This window comes from Rhizobium sp. 10N427 (assembly GCF_056394605.1).
On the sequence record NZ_JBFTID010000009.1, the window covers coordinates 157,742 to 179,577 of the forward strand.

Sequence of the window (21,836 nt, forward strand, 5' to 3'; positions counted from 1 at the left end):
AACAAAACCGGGCCTGATGGCCCGGGCATGCCCGTCTATCTCCGGCAGGCGGCCGTCATGGCCGCATCGCCTATGCAGTCTGGCGAGGGGACGGCGACACTGCCTGCCCGCGCGGATTGTTGTGCGGGAGCCGCAGGCTGCGCTGGAGCGCCCGGGACGACCACCTGTGAACTCTGCGCCGGCGCATCCGGAAGCGGCACGCGCGGCCCGACCGGCGCCAGCTGCTGCACCACGGTCTGCGGTGCCGTGGCCGGCTGAGCCGCCACGACGGTGCGGCGCACGGCAACGCGGTTGACGGCCGGTGGTGCGGGCTCATAGCCCAGCGGCATCGACATCTGGCGATAACCGCCATCATCTGGATAGATCGGGCTGCCGGTCCGGCCGAGCGTCGGATCGGCGCCGCGGACATCGCCGTAAGGGTTCCAGATCTCGCCGTTCAGCGTACCGGTGATCGTATAGCCATACATGACGGCCAGCAGCTGCCGCTCGCTGGCGCGGGCGTCACACAGCCGGAGCTTGACCTGGATCATGCCGAAATTGCGCGCCTGGGTATGCGCCGCATGGCTGGACCGGATCTGCTGCCAGCCGTAGATGCAGGTATCGCCGCCGCGGCTGCGGCCGGAGGCGTAGGAGAACGGTCCGTAGCTGTTTTGCAGGAATGTCGTGTTGCGTGCCATCGCGACACCGGGCACCGCGCCAAAGGCTTCGCGCGACATCGCGGTTTCGCCGAGCATCTTGTAGCCGACGCCGCCGGTATCCGGATTGGAACCGCTGGCGCCGAGAAACTGAACCTTGAGAAAGTTCTGACCGGGAACGGAAGACGAGGTGAAGAGCGCCAGCGTCTGCTCGACACCGTTTCCGCGCTTGGTCTCGATGACGCTGACGATCGACGGGCCACCCGGCGGCGGCAGAACAAGCGCCTTTTCGCTGGCCACGGCCTCGGGCGCCGACGGCTGCTTGACGCTGCCGCTCGTCGAGGTACAGCCGGACATGACGCCCGCGACCGCAACGATCGATATCAGATTCAGCAAACGCATGTCAGGGAGCCGCCGTTATCGTCTTTCCTGTTCCCCAGACGGGGAGATTCGCGCGACGGTTTCTCGAATCAACGAGCCGCCCGCATTCAGGATGGAGTAAACGACGCTTATGGTTAATCACTTATTAATGGGATACGCAGACTTCGCATGGAGAGAAGTTACCCTGGCGATTTCGGACAGCGCCAAGCTGCGGGCGAATAATGTTTTTTAGTAACGCCTCAATTACCATTGCCGCGCTTGCTGGTTGAAATGCGCCGCCGCCGCACGCACATTGACACATATGCAGGAGGAGATGCGGAGGTTTCCATGAACGCGATCACAGAACGCGCGATGCACGATCCGGTCGCCCCTGACGAGGTCGATGTGCTGCAGGGCGTCTTCGATGCCATCATTGCGGAACGGCGCCTCAACAAGCAGAGCGTCGATGCGCTTCAGGTCGCCCGCGATGTGATCCGCTTCTACTTCGACGGCATTCACGACCACGACACGTTGCTGGACATGGTGCGTGCGGAGCAAGCGGCGGGCTGAGTGTGGGGAACAACGAATATCCAGCGGCGTTTTGATCTCAGCTGGGTAGGAAAAGGAGTTCACACCATGCGCAAGACCATGCTGGCCACGGCCGCCGTACTTCTGACGGTCAGTTCTGCCGCGTTCGCGCAGAGCACTGTCATCGTCACCGATCCCGCGCCGACAGGCGCGATCGTGCTTCCAGGACAAGTCCGCACCTATGTGATGGAGCAGCAGGTGCCGTCGGTCGTCTATGACGGCGATGTCGTCGTCGGCACGACTCTGCCTGACACCGTCGAAGTCCACACCGTTCCGGATGCAGATGGCTATGCCTATACGGTGATCAACGATCGCCGCGTGATCGTGGAGCCCCAGACGCACCGCGTCATCCAGGTTCTCGAATAGCGCCTACAGAAAAGCGCGGGAGCAGATGCTTCCGCGCTTTAGACTTCCGTGGATCTAAATGATTAGCGGACCTGATCGAGCAGGCGCTTGCATTCCAGCAGATCATAGAGTGCTTCCTGAAGCAGGGCCCGATCTTCCTTGCCGACGCTGGATTTGCCGATCGATACGTCGGCCTGTTCGTCCTCGCCGCTCACGAAATTGAAGAAGCGGCGCGTAATCGGGGCTTTGGCGCGCCCGACCAGCTGATCCTCGTCGGCCATGCTGACCCGCGGCTCGGATGAGGCCCCTGCTCCATCCTTGGAACTCGCAGCCAGCGCCTCGACGCTCGCCAGATCGCCATGGGCGACCGAGACCACGAACTTGTTGCCATTGGTCTTCAGGAGTTTCTGCACACCCTTGATCGTATAGCCATGATCGTAAAGCAGATGCCGGATGCCCTTCAGCAGATCAACATCCTCAGGACGATAATAGCGGCGTCCACCGCCGCGCTTCATCGGCTTTATCTGCGGAAAACGGGTTTCCCAGAAGCGCAAGACGTGCTGCGGCAGATCAAGGTCATCCGCAACTTCGCTGATGGTTCGAAAAGCATCAGGGCTCTTGTCCAACGTCCTACTCCCTACGCGACCTCGGTGGCGGTCCAATCCGCGACTCATCATATTTCAACGGTTTGAAGCGTCGAATTCAAGTCACGTCTTCGCGTTCCCACAGATCGCGGGCAATGACATCAATGATTTATCGATTATGCACAGTGCCCGGGATGGGCTCAGGAGGCCGGATTGACGGGCTTCTGCTTCACCTTGCGAAGCGTATGCGCCTTGAGAATCCGGGTCTTCAGGACGTTTGACGCCTTGAAGGTCATGACGCGGCGGGGTGAAATCGGCACTTCTTCGCCGGTCTTCGGATTGCGGCCGATGCGCTCGTTCTTGTCGCGGACCTGGAATGTCGCGAAGGACGAAAGCTTGACGGTCTCGCCGCGGACGATGGCGTTGCAGATCTCGTCGATCACGGTTTCGACAAGCTCGGCGGATTCCGTTCGCGAGAGGCCTACCTTCCGGAAAACCGATTCCGCCAGGTCTGCTCGCGTCACTGTCTTTCCGGTCATGGTTTCCCCGCCCAAACTACAAAATATCTTATGAAAGCGAACAAAGACTATTTGTCTTGTGCCTTACGGTCAAGCTCTTGTTCGTCGCCAGTTTTTCGCGATTTATGCCGTTACCAGCGCAGCAGTACAGCGCCCCATGTGAAGCCGCCGCCCATGGCCTCCAGCATCACCAGATCGCCCTTCTTGATACGGCCGTCACCGGCCGCAACGGCGAGCGCCAGCGGAATGGAAGCCGCCGAGGTGTTGCCATGGAGATCGACGGTAACGACGACTTTTTCTGGGGCAATGTTCAGCTTCTTGGCCGAACCGTCGATGATGCGCCGGTTTGCCTGGTGGGGGACCAGCCAATCGAGATCGTCAGACGTCGTGCCGGTCGCCTCGAAGGCTGCGGTAATGACGTCGGTGATCATGCCGACAGCATATTTAAAGACCTCGCGGCCTTCCATGCGCAGTTTGCCGACAGTGCCGGTGCTCGACGGGCCGCCATCGACGAAAAGCTTGTCCTTGTGGGAGCCGTCAGAGCGAAGATGCGCGGTCAGAACGCCACGGTCCGAGGTCTTGCCCTCGCCTTCAGAGGCCTCCAGCACGATCGCGCCGGCACCATCGCCGAACAGAACGCAGGTGGTGCGATCGTTCCAGTCGAGAATGCGGGAGAAGGTTTCGGCGCCAATGACCAGCACGCGCTTGGCGAGACCGCCGCGAATATAGGCGTCCGCCGTCGTCACCGCATAAACAAAGCCGGTGCAGACAGCCTGAACGTCGAAAGCGAAGCCATGGCTCATGCCGAGACGGTTCTGGATGTTCACCGCGGTCGCCGGAAACGTGTTATCAGGCGTCGAGGTGGCACAGATGATGAGATCGATGTCGGCAGGCGTCAGGCCTGCATTGTCAAGCGCGGCACGCGCTGCGGCCTCGCCGAGCGACGACGTCGTCTCGCCCTCGCCTGCAACATAACGCTGGCGGATGCCGGTGCGCTGGACGATCCACTCGTCCGACGTATCGACAACGTCCTCAATGTCACGATTGGTCATTACGCGTTTCGGAAGTGCGGATCCGAACCCGCGAACCACTGAACGGATCATACTTGCTAAACCCCGTCGCTCACGCAGCTTCCGGCCCGATCGGGGGCAGCCGCTTGGCGTGATATTTCTTAAGATCGTTTTCTATTTTCTGATTGAGGCCATTCTTGGCCATGTCGTAACCGACTTCGATCGCGGCAGCGATGCCTTCGGCATTGGCGCCGCCATGGCTCTTGATGACGATGCCGTTGAGACCGAGGAACACGCCGCCATTGACCTTGCTCGGGTCCATCTTCTCGCGGAGGAGATCGAAGGCGCTCTTGGCAAGCAGATAGCCGATCCTGGCCATCAGCGTGCGCGACATCGCCTCGCGCAGCAGCGTGCTGATCTGCTTGGCGGTGCCTTCCGCCGTCTTCAGGGCGATATTGCCGGAGAAACCCTCGGTGACGACAACGTCGACCGTGCCCTTGCCGATATCGTTGCCCTCGACGAAGCCGGAATATTCGAGCGACTCGATGCCCGCTTCGCGAAGCAGACGGCCGGCTTCCTTGACTTCGTCCTGACCCTTGACCTCTTCAACGCCGACATTCAGCAGACCGACCGTCGGACGTTCGAGATCGAAAAGTGCACGCGCCATGGCGCCGCCCATCAGAGCGAAATCCATCAGCTGCTGCGCGTCCGCGCCGATCGTGGCGCCCACATCGAGAACGATGCTTTCGCCGCGCAACGTCGGCCAGATCGCGGCAATCGCCGGACGCTCGATATTGGCCATCGTCCGCAGACAGAATTTCGACATCGCCATCAGCGCGCCGGTATTGCCGGCCGAAACCGCAACATCGGCCTCACCGGTCTTTACGGCCTCGATGGACCGCCACATTGTCGAGACATAGCGGCCGCGGCGCAGCGCCTGGCTGGGCTTCTCGTCCATGCGGACGGCAAGCTCGCAGTCATGAAAAACAGACTTGTCGCGGAGTTTGGGAAAATTCGCCAGAACCGGATCGCACTGCTCTTTCAACCCGTAGAAAGCGAAGGAGATATCCGGATGCCGCTCCAATGCCTTTGCGGCACCTGGGATGACAACCTGGGGACCAAAGTCGCCACCCATGAGGTCGAGAGAAATTCTAATCACGCGTCCCTGATCCTTCTTTTCGCCGGGGAGGCGAAATTTCGGCCAAAATACCGGTTTTCGTAACGCTTACAACTCAAATATGTCAAATACCCAACGGGTATTCAGTCCTTCTTCCAGTCTTTCAGCGCAGCGAAGGGCGAAGGCTTCTTGTCCTTCTGGCCGTCATCTTCGATGTGTCCGGAAAACTCGATGCCAGCCTTGCGGGGATAGGGATCGATTGCCAGGGCGGCAAATTCGGTCACCACGGCGCCTGCATCGATACTGTCGCCGACGAAGGCTTCCGGCAGATCGGGACCATCCGGGTCCAGTACCATCTCGCCGGCATCATTGGCCGGGCGGCGGGCAAGCTTGGAATTTTCAGGCACGAAGATCTGCTCGAACTGCTCGTCGATATCTGAGGGCACCGGCTCGAGCGTGACGACGCAGGCCTGAACGATCTTGGCACGCACCCTGCCCTTGACGCGGATGCCGTCTTTTTTCCAGCGGTTGATCTGCAGCTCGGCACGCATTTCGTCGACCGCCAGGATATCCCAGCTTTCGGCCAGCGCCTTACGCTCCTTCTCGTCTGCCTCAAGGCGAACCTCGACGGGGTTGGCCGAGACATGGCCAACCTTCACGAGGTAGGAAAAGGGAATGGCGTCATCCTGATGTTTCATTACGTCCTCCTCAGACCGCTTCCGGCAGCGTTGCCGAGCCGGTGGCGATCTGGTCTTCGGATTGTCCGGACAGAGCAGCTTCGGCCTTGAACATCCAGCCGCTCAGTGCGCTCATATCTGCCGGGGCTTCCGTCTTCGGGTGGATATTGCGAGACAATGCCGTGGCAAGCTCCTCGCCATTTCCTGCGTCCATCGCCTTCGAATAGGCTTCGAGGCGCCCATAGAACATGCCGGCGAGTTTCTTCATGCGCTTCGGCACGCTGTTGTCGCCGATACCGAGCTCGCGGATCGAATAGTCGATATCCTGAAAGAAGGCATCGACGATTTCCTGGGCGATCTCTTGACCGCTGGTTCCCGATGCCCGGGTGCGGCGGAAGAACAGGATCATCACCAGCGACAGCATCTCGAAACGGCCCATGACCGTGTCGGGCACATTCATCGTCTCATAGAATTCGGGCATACGGGCCGCAGCCGTCAGCGTCGAATACTGCCGTTCGACGATCGCCTGATTGTTGTTTTTCTTACGAAAGAGCCCGAAGATCATTGTTTTTTCCGGAAATGCCTCATTCTTCACGCGGAGTTGCGTAGGCCGTGTTGCATGAATTCGAAAGCTGGTTTACCGAAGCAGGCGCGAATTGCAATGCCGAAGGTGGCCACTTTCGGGACAGCGCCCTTTCAGGGCTGCGACGCGGCGAATTGGGAGAATTCGACCCCGGAAAGGCCACAAAGGTTTTGCATCAGCGGTGCTCAAGCATGGCCCAAAGCCGCCTACCGATACTCAAGGGGAGTAGATGTCGTTGAAGAAACGGTATTTCAAGTCTGACGTAAAGTTCTTCAGCAGCGCGGCCATTGCGATCATGATTGCTTCAGCGGGACTGACGGGTTGCCAGACCGGCACCGTGCTGAACGGCGGCTATGTCGTCGATGCGGAGTCGCTCAACCTCGTTCCCGAGGGTTCCAGCCGCGAGCAGGTCCTGCTTTCGCTCGGCACGCCTTCGACGACCGCTACCTTCGACAACGAAGTCTTTTATTATATCTCGCAGCGCCGCACGCGCTCCGTCGCCTTCCAGAAGCTGAAGGTGGTGGACCAGACAGTTCTCGCCATCTATTTCGACAAGGACGGCGTCGTGGCGCGGCGCGCCAACTACACGCTCCAGGACGGCAAGGTGTTCGACACGATCTCGCGCGTCACGCCGACCGGCGGCCGCGAACTCACCTTCCTGCAGCAGGTTCTCTCGGGCGGCGCAGGCAGCGCGGCAAAGAGCCTGTTCGGCACACCGGATGGCAATCCTCAGAACCCGGCAAGCATCAAGTAAGACTGATATTGCATGAACAATTAAGAAACCCGCCGGATCGCTCCGGCGGGTTTCTTCGTTTCAGACTATCGCCTCCCCTTACATGCCGGCGAGGATCGCAAGCAGCAGAAGTGCGACGATATTGGTGATCTTGATCGCCGGGTTGACGGCCGGACCAGCGGTGTCCTTGTAGGGATCGCCGACGGTATCGCCGGTGACGGATGCCTTGTGGGCTTCCGAACCCTTCATATGGCGGTTGCCGTCCTTGTCGACGAAGCCGTCTTCGAAGGACTTCTTGGCGTTGTCCCATGCGCCGCCGCCCGAAGTCATCGAGATGGCGACGAAGAGACCGTTGATGATCACGCCGAGCAGAGAGGCGCCGAGCGCCGCAAAGGCCGAGGCTTTGGAGCCGGAGATCAGGAGAACGCCGAAGTAGACGACGATGGGCGCCAGAACCGGCAGCAGCGAGGGGATGATCATCTCGCGGATTGCGGCTTTGGTCAGAAGGTCGACGGCGCGGCCGTAATCCGGCTTTTCCGTGCCCTGCATGATGCCCGGCTTTTCGCGGAACTGCTTGCGCACTTCCTCGACGATGGCGCCCGCCGCGCGCCCGACGGCCGTCATGGCGATACCGCCGAACAGATACGGGATCAGGCCGCCGAACAGCAGACCGGCGACAACGTAGGGGTTCGACAGATCGAAGGAGATCGTGCCGATGCCTGCGAAATACGGATACTGGTCGCCATGGGCGGCGAAGTATTGCAGGTCGTTGGCATAGGCGGCGAACAGCACCAGCGCGCCGAGACCGGCAGAACCGATCGCGTAGCCCTTGGTGACGGCCTTCGTCGTATTGCCGACGGCGTCGAGCGCGTCGGTCGACTTGCGCACTTCAGGCGGCAGATGCGCCATTTCGGCGATGCCACCGGCGTTGTCGGTGACCGGACCGAAGGCATCGAGCGCGACGATCATGCCGGCAAGGCCGAGCATCGAGGTGACCGCAATACCGGTGCCGAACAGGCCGCCGAACTGGTAGGTTGCCAGGATACCGCCAACGATGACGATGGCGGGAAGCGCTGTCGATTCCAGCGAGACCGCAAGGCCCTGGATGACATTGGTGCCGTGACCGGTCACCGATGCCTGGGCGATCGAGACGACCGGGCGCTTGCCTGTGCCTGTGTAGTACTCGGTGATAACGACGATCAACGCCGTGACCACAAGACCGACAAGACCGCAGATGAAGAGGTTCGTGCCGGTGATCTCATGCCCGGCAACGGTGCCGAGCGAACCCCAGCCGACTGTCAGTGATGTGGCAATACCGAGACCGACGATCGACAGCAGGCCGGTCACGATCAGACCCTTGTAGAGAGCGCCCATGATCGAGCCGTTCGAGCCGAGCTTGACGAAGAAGGTGCCGATGATCGAGGTGATGATGCAGACGCCGCAGATCGCCAGCGGATAGATCATCGCTGACTGCAGGATGGGCGCCCCGGCAAAGAAAATGGCGGCAAGCACCATGGTGGCGACGACCGAGACAGCATAGGTCTCGAACAGGTCGGCCGCCATGCCTGCGCAGTCACCGACATTGTCGCCGACGTTATCGGCGATCGTGGCCGGGTTGCGCGGATCATCTTCCGGGATACCCGCTTCCACTTTACCGACGAGGTCGCCGCCGACGTCAGCACCCTTGGTGAAGATGCCGCCGCCCAGACGGGCGAAGATCGAGATCAGCGATGCACCGAAGCCGAGCGACACAAGCGCATCGATGACCTCGCGCGATCCGGATTCATGACCGAGAATGCCTGTCAGGACGTAATAATAGATCGACACGCCGAGCAGCGCGAGACCGGCAACGAGCATACCCGTGATGGCGCCGGACTTGAAGGCGATATCGAGGCCAGCCGCGAGGCTGTGGGAGGCGGCCTGAGCCGTGCGCACATTGGCGCGGACGGAAACGTGCATGCCGATGAAACCGGCAGCGCCTGAAAGCACGGCGCCGATCAGAAAGCCGATCGCGGCCGTCCCGGAGAGAAGCAGCCATGCTGCAATGAAAACAACGATACCGACGACCGAAATCGCCTTGTACTGACGCGTGAGATAGGCCTGTGCGCCTTCGCGGATATAGCCCGCGATTTCTTGCATGCGGCTATTACCCTGATCGGCGGCCAGCACCGAACGGGTCGTCCAGATGGCGTAGACCACCGAGAGCAGACCGCATGCGATTACGCATAAAAGAATGTTCATTTCGCTCTTTCCTCCAAAAGTGCTGCCGGTGCACTTCTCCGCCCCGACCACGAACGCAGCCGAATCGTCTTCTCTCCTCAGAAACGCTCTAGCTTTGCGTGCGGAGATTGCTTGGTGGAAAACACGACGTCAAGACCGCAGAGGCTAAAACCCTTGCAGCACAATGGATTGAGCGATTTGGTCCGATGGAGGTTAAAGAAGCTTACTTCTTGGTGTCGCCGCGTACCTGCTTGGCAATGCGATCGAGAACGGCGTTGACGAGCTTCGGCTCGTCATCCTCGAAGAACGCCTGGGCGATCTCCATATACTCGGTGACGATGACGGCGACGGGAACGTCCTTGCGGTCGGTCAGCTCGAAAACGCCGGCGCGCAAGATTGCACGCACGGTGCTGTCGAGGCGCGACAGCGCCCAGTCGTCCTGCAGCGCGGACGCGATCAGCGGGTCGAGGCGCAGCTGTTCACGCACGACGCCCGAGACGATGGAGCGGAACCACGACGGATCAGCCTTGAGATAGGTTTCGCCGTCGATTTCCTGGCCGAGGCGATGCGCCTCGTATTCGGCGACGATCTCCAGAACGCCGGTACCGCCGATATCCATCTGATAGAGCGCCTGAACGGCAGCAAGACGCGCAGCGCCCCGCTGGTTTGCCGCCTTTACCTGACGCTCCGGAGTTTCATTGCTCATTCAAGCCCACCCAGTTTCTTCTTCAGCTCGATCATCGTGAGAGCTGCACGGGCGGCAAAACCGCCCTTGTCCTTGTCGGAGCGGCGGACGCGTGCCCAAGCCTGCTCGTCGTTTTCAACCGTCAGAATGCCGTTGCCGATGGCAAGCGACTCGCTGACGGCGAGGTCCATCAATGCGCGCGACGACTCATTGGAGACGATATCGAAATGATAGGTTTCGCCGCGAATGACCATGCCGAGGGCGACAAAGCCGTCGTACAGCACGCCGCCATTATCTGCGCCGTCGAGCGCCATGGCAATCGCCGCCGGAATTTCCAGCGCGCCGGGAACCGTCACCACGTCGAAGGTCGCGCCGGCTTCCTTCAGCGCGAAGCTCGCACCTTCGAGGAGTGCGTCAGCCATGTCGTCGTAGAAGCGTGCTTCAACGATCAAAATGTGGGGAGCATCGGCCCGCGCCATGTGTCACCTTCGGTTTTAGAGAACTCGCCATGCGGCAGGCCGCGGTCAAAACATGCCTTCGCGCGAATGGCAAGCAAATTCCGATCATGGCTGAAATGCAAAACCTGAAATCCTTGCAAGTGCATAGAACAAAGCCATGCTGCAGCGCATCAACATGCACTTTCCACCGCCCCGAATAAGGCATAAAAAAGGCAAGGAAGATGAAGAATAATTAACGCGATTTCAGTGACTTAAGCCATTGAAGGGGCGGCTTTGGCGCCCCAATTCCTTTCTCGTAACGCCGACGATCCCCTGCACGACAGCCGACCGTCCGGGCAGATGAAAGGATACTACCATGAACCGCGTTGCCAAACTCGCCATCGTTTCCGCTCTCTCCTCCCTCGCCTTTGCCGGCGTCAGCCGTGCGGAAAGCCTTGGGATGAACTCCGCCCCCGGCATCGAGCAGACCCTGCGCTCGTTCCAGGGCAACTTCGCCGTCCAGCAATATCAGGACTGGCGCAACATCGACAGCATGGACCAGTTCGGCCCGCGCTCGGCCCCGATCCGCGATGCTCAGGAAGTCCACCAGATCCAGGCCTCGATCGACGCCAACAGGAGCCTTACCCGAAAGCTTGCTGATCAGGGCATCAGCGTCAACAACGTCATCAACGTCGAACAGGCGGCCGATGGCAGCCTGACGATCTTCACCGATTGACATCAACCACGACCAGGGAAAGGCGGCGTGCTGAGCCCCGCCTTTCCCTATATCTCTATTCCCGCTCTTGAAAACCACTGCCGAATGATGGTCTGTTGCCCGCCAAGGGAGACAAAACATGCCATCAGAAAAGACGACACCGGTTATCAACCCGGCCACCCTCGAACTCGATCATTGGACACAAGGCACGCTTTACGAAAGCACCGATATTTCCTTCGGCAAGCTTCTCGGCCTTTCCAATCTCGGCATCAGCTATAATGAAGTGCCGCCAGGCAAATCGGGTTGCCCCTTCCACAATCATCATGTCGAAGATGAGCTGTTCATCGTTCTCTCCGGAAGCGGCGAATACCGCTTCGGTGCCGAACGGCACGCGATCTCCAAAGGATCGGTTCTCGGCGCACCGGCCGGCGGCCCCGAGACGGCGCATCAGATCCTCAATACCGGGAGTGAACCGCTGATCTACATGGGCGTCTCGACCATGTCGCCGACGGAGATCGTCGAATATCCCGACTCCGGCAAGTTCCTGGCCAAGACCCGCAAGGATGGCGGCTACCCGAGCTTCCGGGTCATCGGCCGCACCGATGAAAGCCTGGACTACTGGCATAACGAGCCTGGCGCATAAAAACAGAAAGCGATTTTCGATGTTGAATATTCCGACGATCGAGACGGAGCGCCTGATCCTGCGCCCGCACCGCAAGACCGATTTCGAAGCCTATGTCACCTTCTGGGCTGACGAGGACGTGGTGCGCCACATCACCGGCGTGCCGAGCACACGCGAACAGACTTGGGCGCGGCTGCTGCGCGCCACCGGCATGTGGCACCATATGGGCTTCGGCTTCCTGGCCATCGAGGAAAAGGAAAGCGGCCGCTTCGTCGGCGAATGCGGCTTTCTCGAAACCCGCCGCGAGATGACGCCCTCGATCGAGGGCACGCTGGAGACCGGCTGGGCGCTGTCGCCGAACTTCCATGGCCGCGGCTATGCGAGCGAAGCGCTGCAGGCGATGATCGCCTGGGCCGAGCAGCGCTTTCCTGACATGGAGATGACCTGCATCATCTCGCCGGAAAACGCGCCGTCGATCCGCCTTGCGGGAAAGCTCGGCTTCCGCGAAGTGACGCGCACCGATTACAACGGTGAGATCATTCTCTTTTCGCGGACGGAAACTCTGCCAGCCTAGCGGCGTAGCGGGCCATGGTATCGACTTCGAAATTGACGAAGTCGCCCGCCTTGCGCTCGCCCCAGGTGGTCACTTCGAGCGTGTGGCGGATCAGCAGCACATCGAAATCGGTGCCATCGACGGCATTGACCGTCAGCGAGGTGCCATCGAGGGCGATCGAGCCCTTGGGAGCGACGAATTTCGCCAGATGCTCCGGCGCCCGCAGGCGGTAGCGGGTGGCGTCGCCTTCGGCGGTCACCGAGAGGATTTCGGCCTTGCCGTCGACATGGCCGGAAACGATATGGCCGCCGAGTTCATCGCCGATCTTCAGCGAGCGCTCGAGGTTGACCCGGCTACCTTCCTTCCAGGTGGCGATCGTCGTCAGCCGCAGCGCCTCTTCCCAGGCCTCGACCTCGAACCAGCGGCCGTTGCTGCCTTCGGCGGGCAATCCCGTGACTGTCAGGCAGACGCCGGAATGCGAGATCGATGCGCCCATGTCGATGGTCGCAGGATCGTAACTCGTGGCGACGCGCAGCTTGACGCCCTCGTTCATCGCGGAAACGGATTCTATCCTGCCCATATCGGTAACAATGCCGGTGAACATCAAAGCTCTCTTTCGTATTCGTCCATTCGGTCGGGCCCGAATGCAAATGTGCCCCTCAGGGCGAAACCGGATGGCATATCGGTCTTCGTCACCGGCGATTCAATACCATCGGCGCCGATCACCACATCGCCCTGGTAGAGCTGGACGCGATCGACGAGGCCGGCGTCGAGGAAAAGCTTTGCCGTCCGGGCGCCGCCCTCGACGATCAGCGAGGAGATGCCGCGGGATGCGAGCGCCGGGAGCAGGACTTCCGGGTGGTAGGGGTTGCAGTAGAGGATTTCGATGCCGAGAGCTTCGAGGGCGGTGCGGCGGGAGTCCAATTCGCTGGTGTCAGTGGTTGGGTTACCCCCCTCTGCCCTGCCGGGCATCTCCCCCACAGGTGGGGAGATTGGCTGGGCGGACCCACTCGTTCCAGCTTCGATTGTTTGGGGAGATGCTATCCGAGAGTCGATCTCCCCCCTTGAGGGGGAGATGTCCGGCAGGACAGAGGGGGGTGTTCCCTCGACGACAGCCAGATCCGATAGCTCTTCCCGCGCCACCACGATCACCGGCACATCCAGCGCCGTCAGCGCCAGCTTGCCGGTCACCGGCAGCGACAGCATGGGATCCAGCACGATGCGCACCGGCGAGCGGGTCTCCTGCCCGGCGATCCGCACCGTCAGTTCCGGATCGTCGGCAATCGCCGTGCCGATGCCGATCAATATCGCATCCGACTCCGCCCTGAGTTTCTGCACCTCGGCGCGCGCTAGCGGCCCGGTGATCGCCACCTGCCCCGCGCCCCGGCGGCCGATCATGCCGTCGGCGGAAACCGCAAGCTTGAGAGTCACATAGGGCCGCTTCTTCGTCTGGCGTGTGAGATAGGCGGCGAGCGAGCGCCTGCCCTCCTCTTCCAGAACGCCGGTATCGACGGTGATGCCGGCATCCTCAAGCATGGCGATGCCGCGGCCGGACACGCGCTCGTCGGGATCGGTGACGCTGATCACCACGCGGGAGACGCCCGCCGCAATCAGCGAATTAGCGCAAGGCGGTGTCTTGCCGAAATGCGAGCAGGGTTCGAGCGTCACATAGGCAGTGGCGCCCTCGGCGCGGCTGCCTGCCTCGGCAAGCGCCTGCGGCTCGGCATGCGGGCGGCCGCCTATAGCCGTGGTGCCGCGGCCGACGATCTCGCCGTCCTTGACGACAACGCAGCCGACAGACGGATTGGTCGCGGTCTGGCCAAGATGCAAAAGGCCGAGGCGGATCGCCTCGGCCATATAGCGTTCGTCATCTGTCGAAGTGCTCATCGCTCAGCTGTCCAGCGTATCGCGGCCGATCTTGGCGTTGATCTCCGAGATGACCTTTTCGAAATCCTCGGCATGCGAGAAATCGCGGTAGACGGATGCATAGCGGACGAAGCCGACGTCATCGAGGCTTTTCAGCGCCTCCAGCACCTGCAGGCCGATGGCCTCGGAGCTGATTTCCACTTCGCCCGAACTTTCGAGACGACGCACGATTCCGGAAACCGCCCGCTCGATCCTGTCGCGATCGACCGGGCGCTTGCGCAGCGCGATCTCGAAGGAGCGAACCAGCTTGTCACGGTCGAACGGCACCTTGCGGCCGGTCTTCTTGACGACCATCAGCTCGCGCAGCTGCACGCGCTCGAAGGTCGTAAAGCGGCCGCCGCAATCGGGACAGATACGCCTGCGGCGGATGGACGTGTTGTCCTCCGCCGGGCGTGAATCCTTGACCTGTGTGTCTTCCGATCCGCAGAATGGGCAGCGCATGCGCTATCCTTAGCCGATGTAATCGTACATTGGGAAGCGGTTGGTGAGGTTCATCACCTTGTCCCGCACGGCGGCTTCGACACCGGCATTGCCTTCGTCGGAATTGGCGGCCTTCAGGCCGTCGAGAACCTCGACGATCAGCTTGCCGATTTCCTTGAATTCCGCTTCCTTGAAGCCGCGGGTCGTACCGGCAGGCGCGCCGAGGCGCACGCCCGAGGTGACGAAGGGCTTTTCAGGGTCGAACGGAATGCCGTTCTTGTTGCAGGTGATGAAGGCGCGGCCGAGCGCCTGTTCGGCGCGCTTGCCCGTCGCGTTCTTCTTGCGAAGGTCGACCAGCATCAGGTGGTTGTCGGTGCCGCCGGAAACGACATCGAGGCCGCCGGCGATGAGCGTCTCGGCAAGCGCCTTGGCGTTCTTGACGATCTGTGCCGCGTAATCCTTGAACTCGGGCTGCAGCGCTTCGCCGAAGGCAACTGCCTTGGCAGCGATGATGTGCATCAGCGGACCACCCTGGAGACCCGGGAAGACGGCCGAATTGAACTTTTTCGCCAGATCCTCGTCATTGGTGAGGATCACGCCGCCGCGCGGGCCGCGCAGCGACTTGTGGGTCGTGGTCGTGGCAACGTGGCAATGCGGGAACGGCGACGGATGCTGGCCACCGGCAACGAGACCGGCGATGTGGGCCATATCGACCATCAGATAGGCACCGACGCTGTCGGCGATCTCGCGGAAACGCTTCCAGTCCCAGATGCGGGAGTAAGCGGTGCCGCCGGCGATGATCAGCTTCGGTTTGGTTTCCTCGGCCTTGCGGGCGACTTCGTCCATGTCGAGCAGGTTGTCGCCTTCGCGCACGCCGTAGGACACAACGTTGAACCACTTGCCGGACATGTTGACAGGCGAACCGTGCGTCAGGTGACCGCCCGAATTGAGGTCGAGACCCATGAAGGTGTCACCCGGCTGCAGCAGCGCCAGGAAGACGGCCTGGTTCATCTGCGAACCGGAATTCGGCTGAACGTTGGCGAAGTTGACGCCGAAGAGCTTCTTGGCGCGCTCAATCGCCAGTTCTTCGGCGATGTCGACGAACTGGCAACCACCGTAGTAACGCTTGCCCGGATAACCTTCGGCATATTTGTTGGTCATGATCGAGCCCTGGGCTTCCAGAACCGCACGGGAAACGATGTTTTCCGAGGCGATGAGTTCGATCTCATGGCGCTGGCGGCCGAGCTCCTTGCCGATCGCGCCGAAGATCTCAGGATCGGTATCGGCGAGCGAACGATTGAAGAAGGTCTGTGTGGAAGCATTGGTCATGGCGGGCTCCTCAACTTGAATGGCCGCAGCTTTAGCCTTCCGTTTGCGCCAGAGCAATACGAAGAACGACATTTGCTGGGCAATCTACGCGCGGGGTGTTGAGGCAGCCAGTATTGGGCCGAAAAGGCGCCCTCAGCGCCCGGAGCCCCCTCACCCTACCCTCTCCCCGAGGGGAGAGGGGAAGTTGGCGCTGCGGCTCTGGCGTCCCTTCTCCCCAGCGGGGAGAAGGTGGCCCGCAGGGCCGGATGAGGGGGCCACACGTGCCGACGCCAAACAAAAAGGCCGCGCAATCGCGCGGCCTTTCCAAACTCAAAACACCAGCCCCTTACTGAACCGGCTGTTCCGTCGTCGCCGTCGTATCCAGCGCCAGTTCGGCATTGCCGTCCATCTGGTAGATGTCGTCGCGGAACTGGACGACGCCGTCGGGCATGCCCCAGGCGGAGATGTAGACGAAATAGACCGGGACTTCTTCAGAGAGCTTGATCGGCGTGTTGACGCGGCTGGCGATGACCTGTTCCATCTGCTGGCGCGGCCAGCCGGGGGTTTCGCCAAGCAACCAAGTCGTCAGGTCGCGGACGTTCTGGACGCGGACGCAGCCCGAGGATTCGAAGCGCATCAGCTTGTTGAACAGGCCCTGTTGCGGCGTGTCGTGCATATACTCGCCGTTCTTGTTGTAGAAGTTGATCTTCGTCGAGGCCATGGCGTTGATCTTGCCCGGGTCCTGACGGAACATCAGGTTGGGGGCCTTCTCGGCGTTCCAGTCGATGGTTTCAGGCGCCACTTCGGTGCCCTTGCCGTCGATCAGGCGAATGTTGTTGCGCGTCAGATAGGTCGGGTCCTTGCGCATCAGCGGCACGATGTCCTTTTCGACGATCGAGCGCGGCGCGGTCCAGTAAGGATTGAGGATGACCTCGTAGATCTTCGAATTGACGAGATGGGTCGGGCGGCTCAGGCGGCCGACGATGGCGTTGTGGCGGGTGGCGACGGCGCCATCCTGAACGGCTTCGACGTAAGCTGCCGGAATATTGACCATGACGTGACGGCGGCCGAGCTCTTCCGGGAAGGTCTGCAGGCGGATCAGGTTGGTGTTCAGCTGCTGCAGGCGGACATCGACCGGAATGTTCATCGCCTTCAGCGTGAACTCGCCGATAACGCCATCGGACGGCAGACCGTGACGAGCCTGGAAGCGCTTGACGGCACCGTCGACATAAGAATCGAACGAGGACGACATGCCGGCTTCCTGCGGAAGGTCACCGGTGGCGAAGAGACGCTGGCGCAGCGCCTGGACCGACTGATCGGTGACGCCGAGCTGCAGGCGCTGGTCGGCAGGCGGATTGACCGTCGGCCAGCCGCCGGCAGATGCGATCTGCTGGTACTGGGCGATCGCCTGCTGCATGCTGGAAACGGATTGGGGACCGAGGATCGGCGTATTCGAAACGATGGCGTTGGCGGTGCGCGATGCGGCCTTGGCATCGAACTGATCATCCCAGTCGCCGCGGCGCGGCGCGTTGATCAGCGCATCGACGGCCGTCTGCGCCAATGCCGGGGCGGCCAAGGCGCTGACGCCGAACGTGGCCGCGGAGGCCAGAAATGCACGGCGCGAGAGAGCTTCAATTCCGTTTTTCTTCGACATAGTCCCAACCAATGAATGCCGCAGGCTTGAGAGGAAACCGCGGGCTTTGCGAGTCACTGCGCGATAACGCAGACCACTATCATTCCGTTCTCCGGCGCATCACAAAATTTCCGCCACCGGGCATCACAAGATTGCGAGCCGGAAACGTGAAGGCGTGAAATACTGTCTGAGGGCGCCGTCTACCGTCTTTCCGCTGCCATACCAATATGGCCAATTCGTGTCGCCTGCCCTCTCGAAGACCTACCGGCGGTAGGCTCAAGGCGGGTGAACGGCACGGACCAAACCATATCAATGCGTAAACGGTGCTGGTTAATAACGGCTAAAAAACGGCCTGAATACAGGCGATTACGCTTGGGTGGCATGCGTTGCAAAGATGACACGCTGGTGGTGAGTGGGGAAGCACGCGCAGGAAGGGGCGTGACCGGCGAGCACATTCAACTGTATTCTTTCAGAGCCGACGGCTAAACTGTAGAGCGCCCAATGTTGGAATTTTTGAAAGAACTGTTGCAAGCCACTGTCGCTTTTCTCCCGAATGTGACTTTCGACAAGGGTAGAGCCACGCACAGGACTTTAATCGCCCTCTACGCGACAATCATAGAGCTTGCGGATAGCGCTGTCGTGTTGCTCGAAAACGACCGTTGGACTGGCGTCAACCATCTCCTAAGGTCTGCATTCGAAGCGCACGTCGATCTGATTAATCTGGCTAACGAAGAAACTTACATCGACCAGATGATGGCTAGCTTTCACAAAGAATGGATCAAGTTCACCCAAGAAGGGCTCAAAGGAGAGAATCCATTTTTGCTGTTCAAAGAAAACCCAGAAGCCCTTGAACAGCTTGCTTATCATAAAAATGAGTTGGCAATCATCGAAGCAAGAGGGCCGATCCTTAAAATCTTTGAACGATTCCAGAGGGCCGGAATGTTCAACGAATACCGGTCAATGTATCACAGCCTCTGCCAAGAAACTCACAATAACGTGCGTGCGCTGCTGGACAGGCATTTCCGAGTTGAAGAAGGCGTTGGCTTGGTAGAGGTGGTGATCTTCGAAGAAGTAGAACCGCACTCATTGGCTGCCTCGCTTGACTGTTTCATCGCCATTGTAAATGGATCCAATAGCATCATTCACAGCTACTTTTCTTCGGACGTTCAGCAACAAGTGGAAGAATTCCATAAGCGTCGAGCTGAGAACGTCGAAAACTGGTTCAAGAATTCCTAGGCTCTCAAACACAGCAAAGCTCGTACCCGAGGGTTCTTTCAGACACAGACCAATCTGCACAGAAACGGACCTAACGGGGCGCCTTCTCTCGCCCCGTTAGGTCCGTTTGCCACTTTGAATTGTTACCGAGCCATCGGGAATAACGGCTCAGGAACTTAGAGGCGATACATGATGCTGTCGTTCCAGAAGCGGTCGAGGCGCTGCAGGAGCTTGTTCATCTGGGTGAATTCGTCGGTGCCGATGCCGCCGACCTTGTCGATCGAGGTGATGTGGCGCTCGTAGAGCTTGGCGACCGTCTCGGCGATCTCGGTGCCGGTTTCCGTCAGGCTGATGCGGACGGAGCGGCGGTCGATGCGCGAGCGCTGGTGGTTGATGAAGCCGAGGTCGACGAGCTTCTTGACGTTGTAGGAAACGTTGGAGCCCAGGTAGTAACCGCGCGAGCGCAGCTCGCCGGCGGTCAGTTCCGAGTTGCCGATATTGAAGAGCAGGAGAGCCTGGATGGCGTTGACGTCGCTGCGGCCCTGACGGTCGAACTCGTCCTTGATGACATCCAGAAGACGGCGGTGAAGACGTTCAACAAGATGAAGGGATTCCATGTAAAGATCACGGATGTCCTGGTCCTGCTGGTCACGGAAGTTCGATACCGCCTGCGGCTTGATTTTCGTGTTCATGATGACTGCCTCACTGTTTGTTTGGCGGTGTTGGTTTTCTTCCCGCCTTGAGACAGACCCTATCGAATACAAATAAAATTCTACTTAAACTGCAGGCTTAACAGCACCTTACCGGAAACCCCCCGTTGTATCAGGGTAAATCAACGCTTACCTGACGGCGCTGCCTGCGCTTCTCAAACCACAATGCGATACGGAAAGCCAGGTACATCAGGGCCACCAAACCATGTGTCAAAACAATGAGTTTGTTGGAGCCGAAGATCTCCGGCAGGACGCCGTGCATCAGCACCTGCAGGCCTGCGGCGAGCACCCAGACGACCGGTCCCCAGGAGACCGTCAGCCATAGGCCCAGCGAGGCGACGGGGAAGACGACGGCCAGCGTCGTGGCGCAAACCTTCCAGGGCAGACTGAGCAGATCGAAGCGGCCGGCGCCAACAAGCGAGTAGCCGACCAGCATTCCCCAATATTGCAGGCCGAACCAGAAGCAGGTGATCGCCACCAGCCTCAGGAAGAGGATGAACATCAGGTCGGTCAGCGTGCGTTTCGGCAGGGCCGGAGAATCATTTTCCATGGGGCGGACTTTATGTTTGCCTTCTGCACTTCGCCAGACGGGATCAGGCGGCGCGGCCAATCGTCCGGTTTGGATTTCGAAGATGGCATGATAATGAGCGCGCCAGCAAATGGAATGGCCAGGGACAAGACAATGCAGGACAAGACCCACCTCGTCGACGACATTACCGGACACCGCCGCATGCGCCGCAACCGCAAGGCCGACTGGACGCGCCGGCTGGTGCAGGAAAACCGGCTGACGGTGGACGATCTGATCTGGCCGGTCTTCGTCGTGCCCGGCAACGGCATCGTCGAGCCGATCCCGGCCATGCCCGGCGTCAACAGGATGAGCGTCGACAGGCTGGTGGAAGCCGCGAAGGAAGCGGCCGATCTCGGCGTTCCCGCGATCGCCACTTTCCCGAATATCGAGATGGAGCTGCGCGACGCCACCGGCTCGAACAGCCTCGAGGTCAACAATCTCATCAATCAGGCGACGATCGCGCTGAAGAAGCATGTGCCCACTATCGGCGTGATCACCGATGTGGCGCTCGACCCGTTCACCAGCCACGGCCATGACGGCATTCTGCGCGACGGCGAAATCGTCAACGACGAGACGGTCGATCAGGTGGCGCGTGCGGCGGTAATGCAGGCCGATGCCGGTTCCGACATCATCTCGCCCTCCGAAATGATGGACGGGCGCATCGGCGCCATCCGCTACGCGCTGGATGCGGCCGGCCACCAGAATGTCGGCATCATGAGCTATGCGACGAAATTCGCCTCCGCCTTCTATGGTCCCTACCGCGAGGCGATCTCGACCGGCGGCCTGCTGAAAGGCGACAAGAAGACCTATTATATCGACCCCGCCAACGGCACCGAGGCGATCCGCGATGCGGCACTCGACGTCGAGGAAGGCGCGGACATGCTGATGGTCAAGCCCGGCCTGCCCTATCTCGACATCTGCTGGCGGATGAAGGAAGCCTTCGGCCTGCCGACCTTCGCCTATCAGGTGTCGGGCGAATATTCGCAGATCAAGGCGGCGGCGGCGAACGGCTGGATCGATGGCGACCGGGCGATGATGGAGACGCTGCTCGCCTTCAAGCGCGCCGGCTGCGACGGGATCCTGACCTATTTCGCGATCGAGGTCGCGCGCAAGCTCGCCAAAGGCTGAAAATCGCGCATCATTGCATCTCCGGCCGCCGACACCATATCAGTGGCATCGTTTTTCAAAGGAGACCTCGATGAGCCTGAACCCCAATCCCGTCTACGCCGCACCGGACGACTGGCGCGCCTATAGCGGGACGCTCAGCCGGCGGGTCTTTGCGTTCATCCTGGATTACATCATCGTGCTGCTGCTGTGCATTCCGGCGGCGGTCGTGCTGTTCTTCCTGTCGATCGTGACGCTCGGCCTCGGCTTCTTCCTCTATCCGGCGCTCTTCGTGCTGGTGGCCGGCATCTACTTCGGCCTGACGGTCGGCGGCCCGGCGCAGGCTTCGCTCGGCATGCGGGCGATGGGCATCCAGATGATGCGCGTCGACGGACGTCCGCTCGATTTCCTGACGGCGATCGTTCACCTGGCACTGTTCTGGATCCTGAACTCGGTGCTGACGCCGCTGATTCTTCTGGTCGGCCTTTTCACCGAACGCAGCCGGATGATTCACGACTTCCTGGTCGGTACCGTGACGGTGCGCACCAACTGATTACGGAAATAAAGTCC

The 21,836-nt window shown here is 60.5% G+C and carries 25 protein-coding genes and 1 pseudogene; 9 read left to right on the plus strand and 17 right to left on the minus strand.

The features are described from left to right. Window positions 1-35 precede the first annotated feature (35 nt). Window positions 36-1,037, minus strand: a complete 1,002-nt coding sequence (gene bcsN / locus AC1DIJ_RS19915) for a cellulose biosynthesis protein BcsN (RefSeq protein ID WP_112389609.1) — start codon at window positions 1,035-1,037, stop codon at window positions 36-38. A 306-nt stretch (window positions 1,038-1,343) separates the two neighbouring features. Between bcsN and AC1DIJ_RS19920 the strand changes: the two genes are divergently transcribed. Together AC1DIJ_RS19920 and AC1DIJ_RS19925 are read left to right on the plus strand one after the other, a co-directional pair. Next, on the plus strand, window positions 1,344-1,565 hold the full coding sequence (locus tag AC1DIJ_RS19920) for a hypothetical protein (RefSeq protein ID WP_112389608.1): 222 nt from the start codon (window positions 1,344-1,346) through the stop codon (window positions 1,563-1,565). A gap of 66 nt (window positions 1,566-1,631) precedes the next feature. Next, a complete protein-coding gene (locus tag AC1DIJ_RS19925) occupies window positions 1,632-1,949 on the plus strand; it encodes a DUF1236 domain-containing protein (protein ID WP_112389607.1) in 318 nt (105 codons plus the stop codon). A 62-nt stretch (window positions 1,950-2,011) separates the two neighbouring features. Here AC1DIJ_RS19925 and AC1DIJ_RS19930 read toward each other — a convergent pair whose 3' ends face one another. From AC1DIJ_RS19930 to AC1DIJ_RS19955, 6 genes and pseudogenes are all read right to left on the minus strand, one after another. Further along, a complete protein-coding gene (locus AC1DIJ_RS19930) occupies window positions 2,012-2,602 on the minus strand; it encodes a MerR family transcriptional regulator (RefSeq protein WP_112389606.1) in 591 nt (196 codons plus the stop codon). A 110-nt stretch (window positions 2,603-2,712) separates the two neighbouring features. Continuing rightward, window positions 2,713-3,051: an integration host factor subunit alpha gene (locus tag AC1DIJ_RS19935; protein WP_112389605.1), complete on the minus strand. Its 339-nt coding sequence runs from the start codon at window positions 3,049-3,051 to the stop codon at window positions 2,713-2,715. A 110-nt stretch (window positions 3,052-3,161) separates the two neighbouring features. Next, on the minus strand, window positions 3,162-4,133 hold the full coding sequence (locus AC1DIJ_RS19940; RefSeq protein ID WP_112389604.1) for a beta-ketoacyl-ACP synthase III: 972 nt from the start codon (window positions 4,131-4,133) through the stop codon (window positions 3,162-3,164). A gap of 19 nt (window positions 4,134-4,152) precedes the next feature. After that, window positions 4,153-5,199 (minus strand): phosphate acyltransferase PlsX, encoded by a 1,047-nt coding sequence (gene plsX, locus AC1DIJ_RS19945; protein WP_112389603.1) that lies wholly within the window; start codon window positions 5,197-5,199, stop codon window positions 4,153-4,155. Window positions 5,200-5,300: 101 nt separating this feature from the next. Then, window positions 5,301-5,855, minus strand: a complete 555-nt coding sequence (locus AC1DIJ_RS19950; protein WP_112389602.1) for a DUF177 domain-containing protein — start codon at window positions 5,853-5,855, stop codon at window positions 5,301-5,303. A gap of 10 nt (window positions 5,856-5,865) precedes the next feature. Further along, window positions 5,866-6,455, minus strand: a pseudogene (locus AC1DIJ_RS19955) (ubiquinol-cytochrome C chaperone family protein). Between the two features lie 191 nt (window positions 6,456-6,646). Here AC1DIJ_RS19955 and AC1DIJ_RS19960 point away from each other — a divergent pair. After that, window positions 6,647-7,171 (plus strand): outer membrane protein assembly factor BamE, encoded by a 525-nt coding sequence (locus tag AC1DIJ_RS19960; protein WP_112389600.1) that lies wholly within the window; start codon window positions 6,647-6,649, stop codon window positions 7,169-7,171. A 78-nt stretch (window positions 7,172-7,249) separates the two neighbouring features. On the opposite strand, the gene AC1DIJ_RS19965 is transcribed toward AC1DIJ_RS19960, so the two are convergent. The 3 genes from AC1DIJ_RS19965 to ribH all read right to left on the minus strand — a co-directional run bounded on the left by AC1DIJ_RS19965 (window position 7,250) and on the right by ribH (window position 10,534). Further along, window positions 7,250-9,391 (minus strand): sodium-translocating pyrophosphatase, encoded by a 2,142-nt coding sequence (locus AC1DIJ_RS19965; RefSeq protein ID WP_112389599.1) that lies wholly within the window; start codon window positions 9,389-9,391, stop codon window positions 7,250-7,252. Between the two features lie 202 nt (window positions 9,392-9,593). Beyond that, window positions 9,594-10,076 (minus strand): transcription antitermination factor NusB, encoded by a 483-nt coding sequence (gene nusB, locus AC1DIJ_RS19970; RefSeq protein WP_112389598.1) that lies wholly within the window; start codon window positions 10,074-10,076, stop codon window positions 9,594-9,596. Beyond that, on the minus strand, window positions 10,073-10,534 hold the full coding sequence (gene ribH, locus AC1DIJ_RS19975) for a 6,7-dimethyl-8-ribityllumazine synthase (protein WP_112389597.1): 462 nt from the start codon (window positions 10,532-10,534) through the stop codon (window positions 10,073-10,075). Before ribH ends, nusB begins: the two co-directional genes overlap by 4 nt. A gap of 334 nt (window positions 10,535-10,868) precedes the next feature. Here ribH and AC1DIJ_RS19980 point away from each other — a divergent pair, with 334 nt between their 5' ends. The 3 genes from AC1DIJ_RS19980 (at window position 10,869) to AC1DIJ_RS19990 (ending at window position 12,403) form a co-directional block, all read left to right on the plus strand. Beyond that, window positions 10,869-11,228: a hypothetical protein gene (locus tag AC1DIJ_RS19980; RefSeq protein ID WP_112389596.1), complete on the plus strand. Its 360-nt coding sequence runs from the start codon at window positions 10,869-10,871 to the stop codon at window positions 11,226-11,228. Window positions 11,229-11,346: 118 nt separating this feature from the next. Next, window positions 11,347-11,850, plus strand: a complete 504-nt coding sequence (locus tag AC1DIJ_RS19985; RefSeq protein WP_112389595.1) for a cupin domain-containing protein — start codon at window positions 11,347-11,349, stop codon at window positions 11,848-11,850. A 19-nt stretch (window positions 11,851-11,869) separates the two neighbouring features. Further along, on the plus strand, window positions 11,870-12,403 hold the full coding sequence (locus AC1DIJ_RS19990) for a GNAT family N-acetyltransferase (RefSeq protein ID WP_112389594.1): 534 nt from the start codon (window positions 11,870-11,872) through the stop codon (window positions 12,401-12,403). On the opposite strand, the gene AC1DIJ_RS19995 is transcribed toward AC1DIJ_RS19990, so the two are convergent. From AC1DIJ_RS19995 to AC1DIJ_RS20015, 5 genes are all read right to left on the minus strand, one after another. Continuing rightward, window positions 12,366-12,986, minus strand: a complete 621-nt coding sequence (locus AC1DIJ_RS19995) for a riboflavin synthase (protein ID WP_112389593.1) — start codon at window positions 12,984-12,986, stop codon at window positions 12,366-12,368. The genes AC1DIJ_RS19990 and AC1DIJ_RS19995 overlap by 38 nt on opposite strands. Beyond that, entirely contained in the window at window positions 12,986-14,269 is a 1,284-nt protein-coding gene (gene ribD / locus AC1DIJ_RS20000) for a bifunctional diaminohydroxyphosphoribosylaminopyrimidine deaminase/5-amino-6-(5-phosphoribosylamino)uracil reductase RibD (protein WP_112389592.1), read from the minus strand. Before ribD ends, AC1DIJ_RS19995 begins: the two co-directional genes overlap by 1 nt. A 3-nt stretch (window positions 14,270-14,272) precedes the next feature. Continuing rightward, window positions 14,273-14,749, minus strand: a complete 477-nt coding sequence (gene nrdR / locus AC1DIJ_RS20005; protein WP_112389591.1) for a transcriptional regulator NrdR — start codon at window positions 14,747-14,749, stop codon at window positions 14,273-14,275. Window positions 14,750-14,758: 9 nt separating this feature from the next. After that, complete coding sequence (glyA, locus tag AC1DIJ_RS20010; RefSeq protein ID WP_112389590.1) at window positions 14,759-16,057, minus strand: serine hydroxymethyltransferase; 1,299 nt, start codon at window positions 16,055-16,057, stop codon at window positions 14,759-14,761. Between the two features lie 325 nt (window positions 16,058-16,382). Then, complete coding sequence (locus AC1DIJ_RS20015) at window positions 16,383-17,690, minus strand: L,D-transpeptidase family protein (RefSeq protein WP_112389589.1); 1,308 nt, start codon at window positions 17,688-17,690, stop codon at window positions 16,383-16,385. A gap of 480 nt (window positions 17,691-18,170) precedes the next feature. Here AC1DIJ_RS20015 and AC1DIJ_RS20020 point away from each other — a divergent pair, with 480 nt between their 5' ends. After that, window positions 18,171-18,905 carry a DUF5677 domain-containing protein gene (locus AC1DIJ_RS20020; protein ID WP_112389588.1) on the plus strand — a complete coding sequence of 245 codons (735 nt, stop codon included), beginning with the start codon at window positions 18,171-18,173 and terminating at the stop codon, window positions 18,903-18,905. A 155-nt stretch (window positions 18,906-19,060) separates the two neighbouring features. Here AC1DIJ_RS20020 and ldtR read toward each other — a convergent pair whose 3' ends face one another. After that, window positions 19,061-19,576: a transcriptional regulator LdtR gene (gene ldtR / locus AC1DIJ_RS20025; RefSeq protein WP_112389587.1), complete on the minus strand. Its 516-nt coding sequence runs from the start codon at window positions 19,574-19,576 to the stop codon at window positions 19,061-19,063. Between the two features lie 130 nt (window positions 19,577-19,706). Next, on the minus strand, window positions 19,707-20,144 hold the full coding sequence (locus AC1DIJ_RS20030; RefSeq protein ID WP_112389586.1) for a DUF6163 family protein: 438 nt from the start codon (window positions 20,142-20,144) through the stop codon (window positions 19,707-19,709). A gap of 132 nt (window positions 20,145-20,276) precedes the next feature. Between AC1DIJ_RS20030 and hemB the strand changes: the two genes are divergently transcribed. Further along, the gene (hemB, locus tag AC1DIJ_RS20035; RefSeq protein WP_112389741.1) at window positions 20,277-21,290 is read left to right on the plus strand and encodes a porphobilinogen synthase; all 1,014 of its coding nucleotides are present in this window, start codon (window positions 20,277-20,279) and stop codon (window positions 21,288-21,290) included. 70 nt (window positions 21,291-21,360) lie between these two features. After that, window positions 21,361-21,819, plus strand: a complete 459-nt coding sequence (locus AC1DIJ_RS20040; RefSeq protein ID WP_112389585.1) for an RDD family protein — start codon at window positions 21,361-21,363, stop codon at window positions 21,817-21,819. Window positions 21,820-21,836: the final 17 nt, after the last annotated feature.

What these genes read in the sequence shown, in the direction of transcription:
- AC1DIJ_RS20015 (WP_112389589.1), bottom strand. Translation starts at nt 17,690, where the DNA reads ATGTCGAAGAAAAACGGAATTGAAGCTCTCTCGCGCCGTGCATTTCTG.
- AC1DIJ_RS19960 (WP_112389600.1), top strand. Translation starts at nt 6,647, where the DNA reads ATGTCGTTGAAGAAACGGTATTTCAAGTCTGACGTAAAGTTCTTCAGC.
- AC1DIJ_RS19965 (WP_112389599.1), bottom strand. Translation starts at nt 9,391, where the DNA reads ATGAACATTCTTTTATGCGTAATCGCATGCGGTCTGCTCTCGGTGGTC.
- nrdR (WP_112389591.1), bottom strand. Translation starts at nt 14,749, where the DNA reads ATGCGCTGCCCATTCTGCGGATCGGAAGACACACAGGTCAAGGATTCA.
- AC1DIJ_RS19930 (WP_112389606.1), bottom strand. Translation starts at nt 2,602, where the DNA reads ATGAGTCGCGGATTGGACCGCCACCGAGGTCGCGTAGGGAGTAGGACG.
- AC1DIJ_RS19935 (WP_112389605.1), bottom strand. Translation starts at nt 3,051, where the DNA reads ATGACCGGAAAGACAGTGACGCGAGCAGACCTGGCGGAATCGGTTTTC.
- AC1DIJ_RS19925 (WP_112389607.1), top strand. Translation starts at nt 1,632, where the DNA reads ATGCGCAAGACCATGCTGGCCACGGCCGCCGTACTTCTGACGGTCAGT.
- AC1DIJ_RS19940 (WP_112389604.1), bottom strand. Translation starts at nt 4,133, where the DNA reads ATGATCCGTTCAGTGGTTCGCGGGTTCGGATCCGCACTTCCGAAACGC.
- AC1DIJ_RS19920 (WP_112389608.1), top strand. Translation starts at nt 1,344, where the DNA reads ATGAACGCGATCACAGAACGCGCGATGCACGATCCGGTCGCCCCTGAC.
- AC1DIJ_RS20040 (WP_112389585.1), top strand. Translation starts at nt 21,361, where the DNA reads ATGAGCCTGAACCCCAATCCCGTCTACGCCGCACCGGACGACTGGCGC.
- ldtR (WP_112389587.1), bottom strand. Translation starts at nt 19,576, where the DNA reads ATGAACACGAAAATCAAGCCGCAGGCGGTATCGAACTTCCGTGACCAG.
- AC1DIJ_RS20030 (WP_112389586.1), bottom strand. Translation starts at nt 20,144, where the DNA reads ATGGAAAATGATTCTCCGGCCCTGCCGAAACGCACGCTGACCGACCTG.
- AC1DIJ_RS20020 (WP_112389588.1), top strand. Translation starts at nt 18,171, where the DNA reads ATGTTGGAATTTTTGAAAGAACTGTTGCAAGCCACTGTCGCTTTTCTC.
- glyA (WP_112389590.1), bottom strand. Translation starts at nt 16,057, where the DNA reads ATGACCAATGCTTCCACACAGACCTTCTTCAATCGTTCGCTCGCCGAT.
- AC1DIJ_RS19995 (WP_112389593.1), bottom strand. Translation starts at nt 12,986, where the DNA reads ATGTTCACCGGCATTGTTACCGATATGGGCAGGATAGAATCCGTTTCC.
- hemB (WP_112389741.1), top strand. Translation starts at nt 20,277, where the DNA reads ATGCAGGACAAGACCCACCTCGTCGACGACATTACCGGACACCGCCGC.
- ribD (WP_112389592.1), bottom strand. Translation starts at nt 14,269, where the DNA reads ATGAGCACTTCGACAGATGACGAACGCTATATGGCCGAGGCGATCCGC.
- bcsN (WP_112389609.1), bottom strand. Translation starts at nt 1,037, where the DNA reads ATGCGTTTGCTGAATCTGATATCGATCGTTGCGGTCGCGGGCGTCATG.
- AC1DIJ_RS19985 (WP_112389595.1), top strand. Translation starts at nt 11,347, where the DNA reads ATGCCATCAGAAAAGACGACACCGGTTATCAACCCGGCCACCCTCGAA.
- AC1DIJ_RS19980 (WP_112389596.1), top strand. Translation starts at nt 10,869, where the DNA reads ATGAACCGCGTTGCCAAACTCGCCATCGTTTCCGCTCTCTCCTCCCTC.
- AC1DIJ_RS19950 (WP_112389602.1), bottom strand. Translation starts at nt 5,855, where the DNA reads ATGAAACATCAGGATGACGCCATTCCCTTTTCCTACCTCGTGAAGGTT.
- nusB (WP_112389598.1), bottom strand. Translation starts at nt 10,076, where the DNA reads ATGAGCAATGAAACTCCGGAGCGTCAGGTAAAGGCGGCAAACCAGCGG.
- AC1DIJ_RS19990 (WP_112389594.1), top strand. Translation starts at nt 11,870, where the DNA reads ATGTTGAATATTCCGACGATCGAGACGGAGCGCCTGATCCTGCGCCCG.
- ribH (WP_112389597.1), bottom strand. Translation starts at nt 10,534, where the DNA reads ATGGCGCGGGCCGATGCTCCCCACATTTTGATCGTTGAAGCACGCTTC.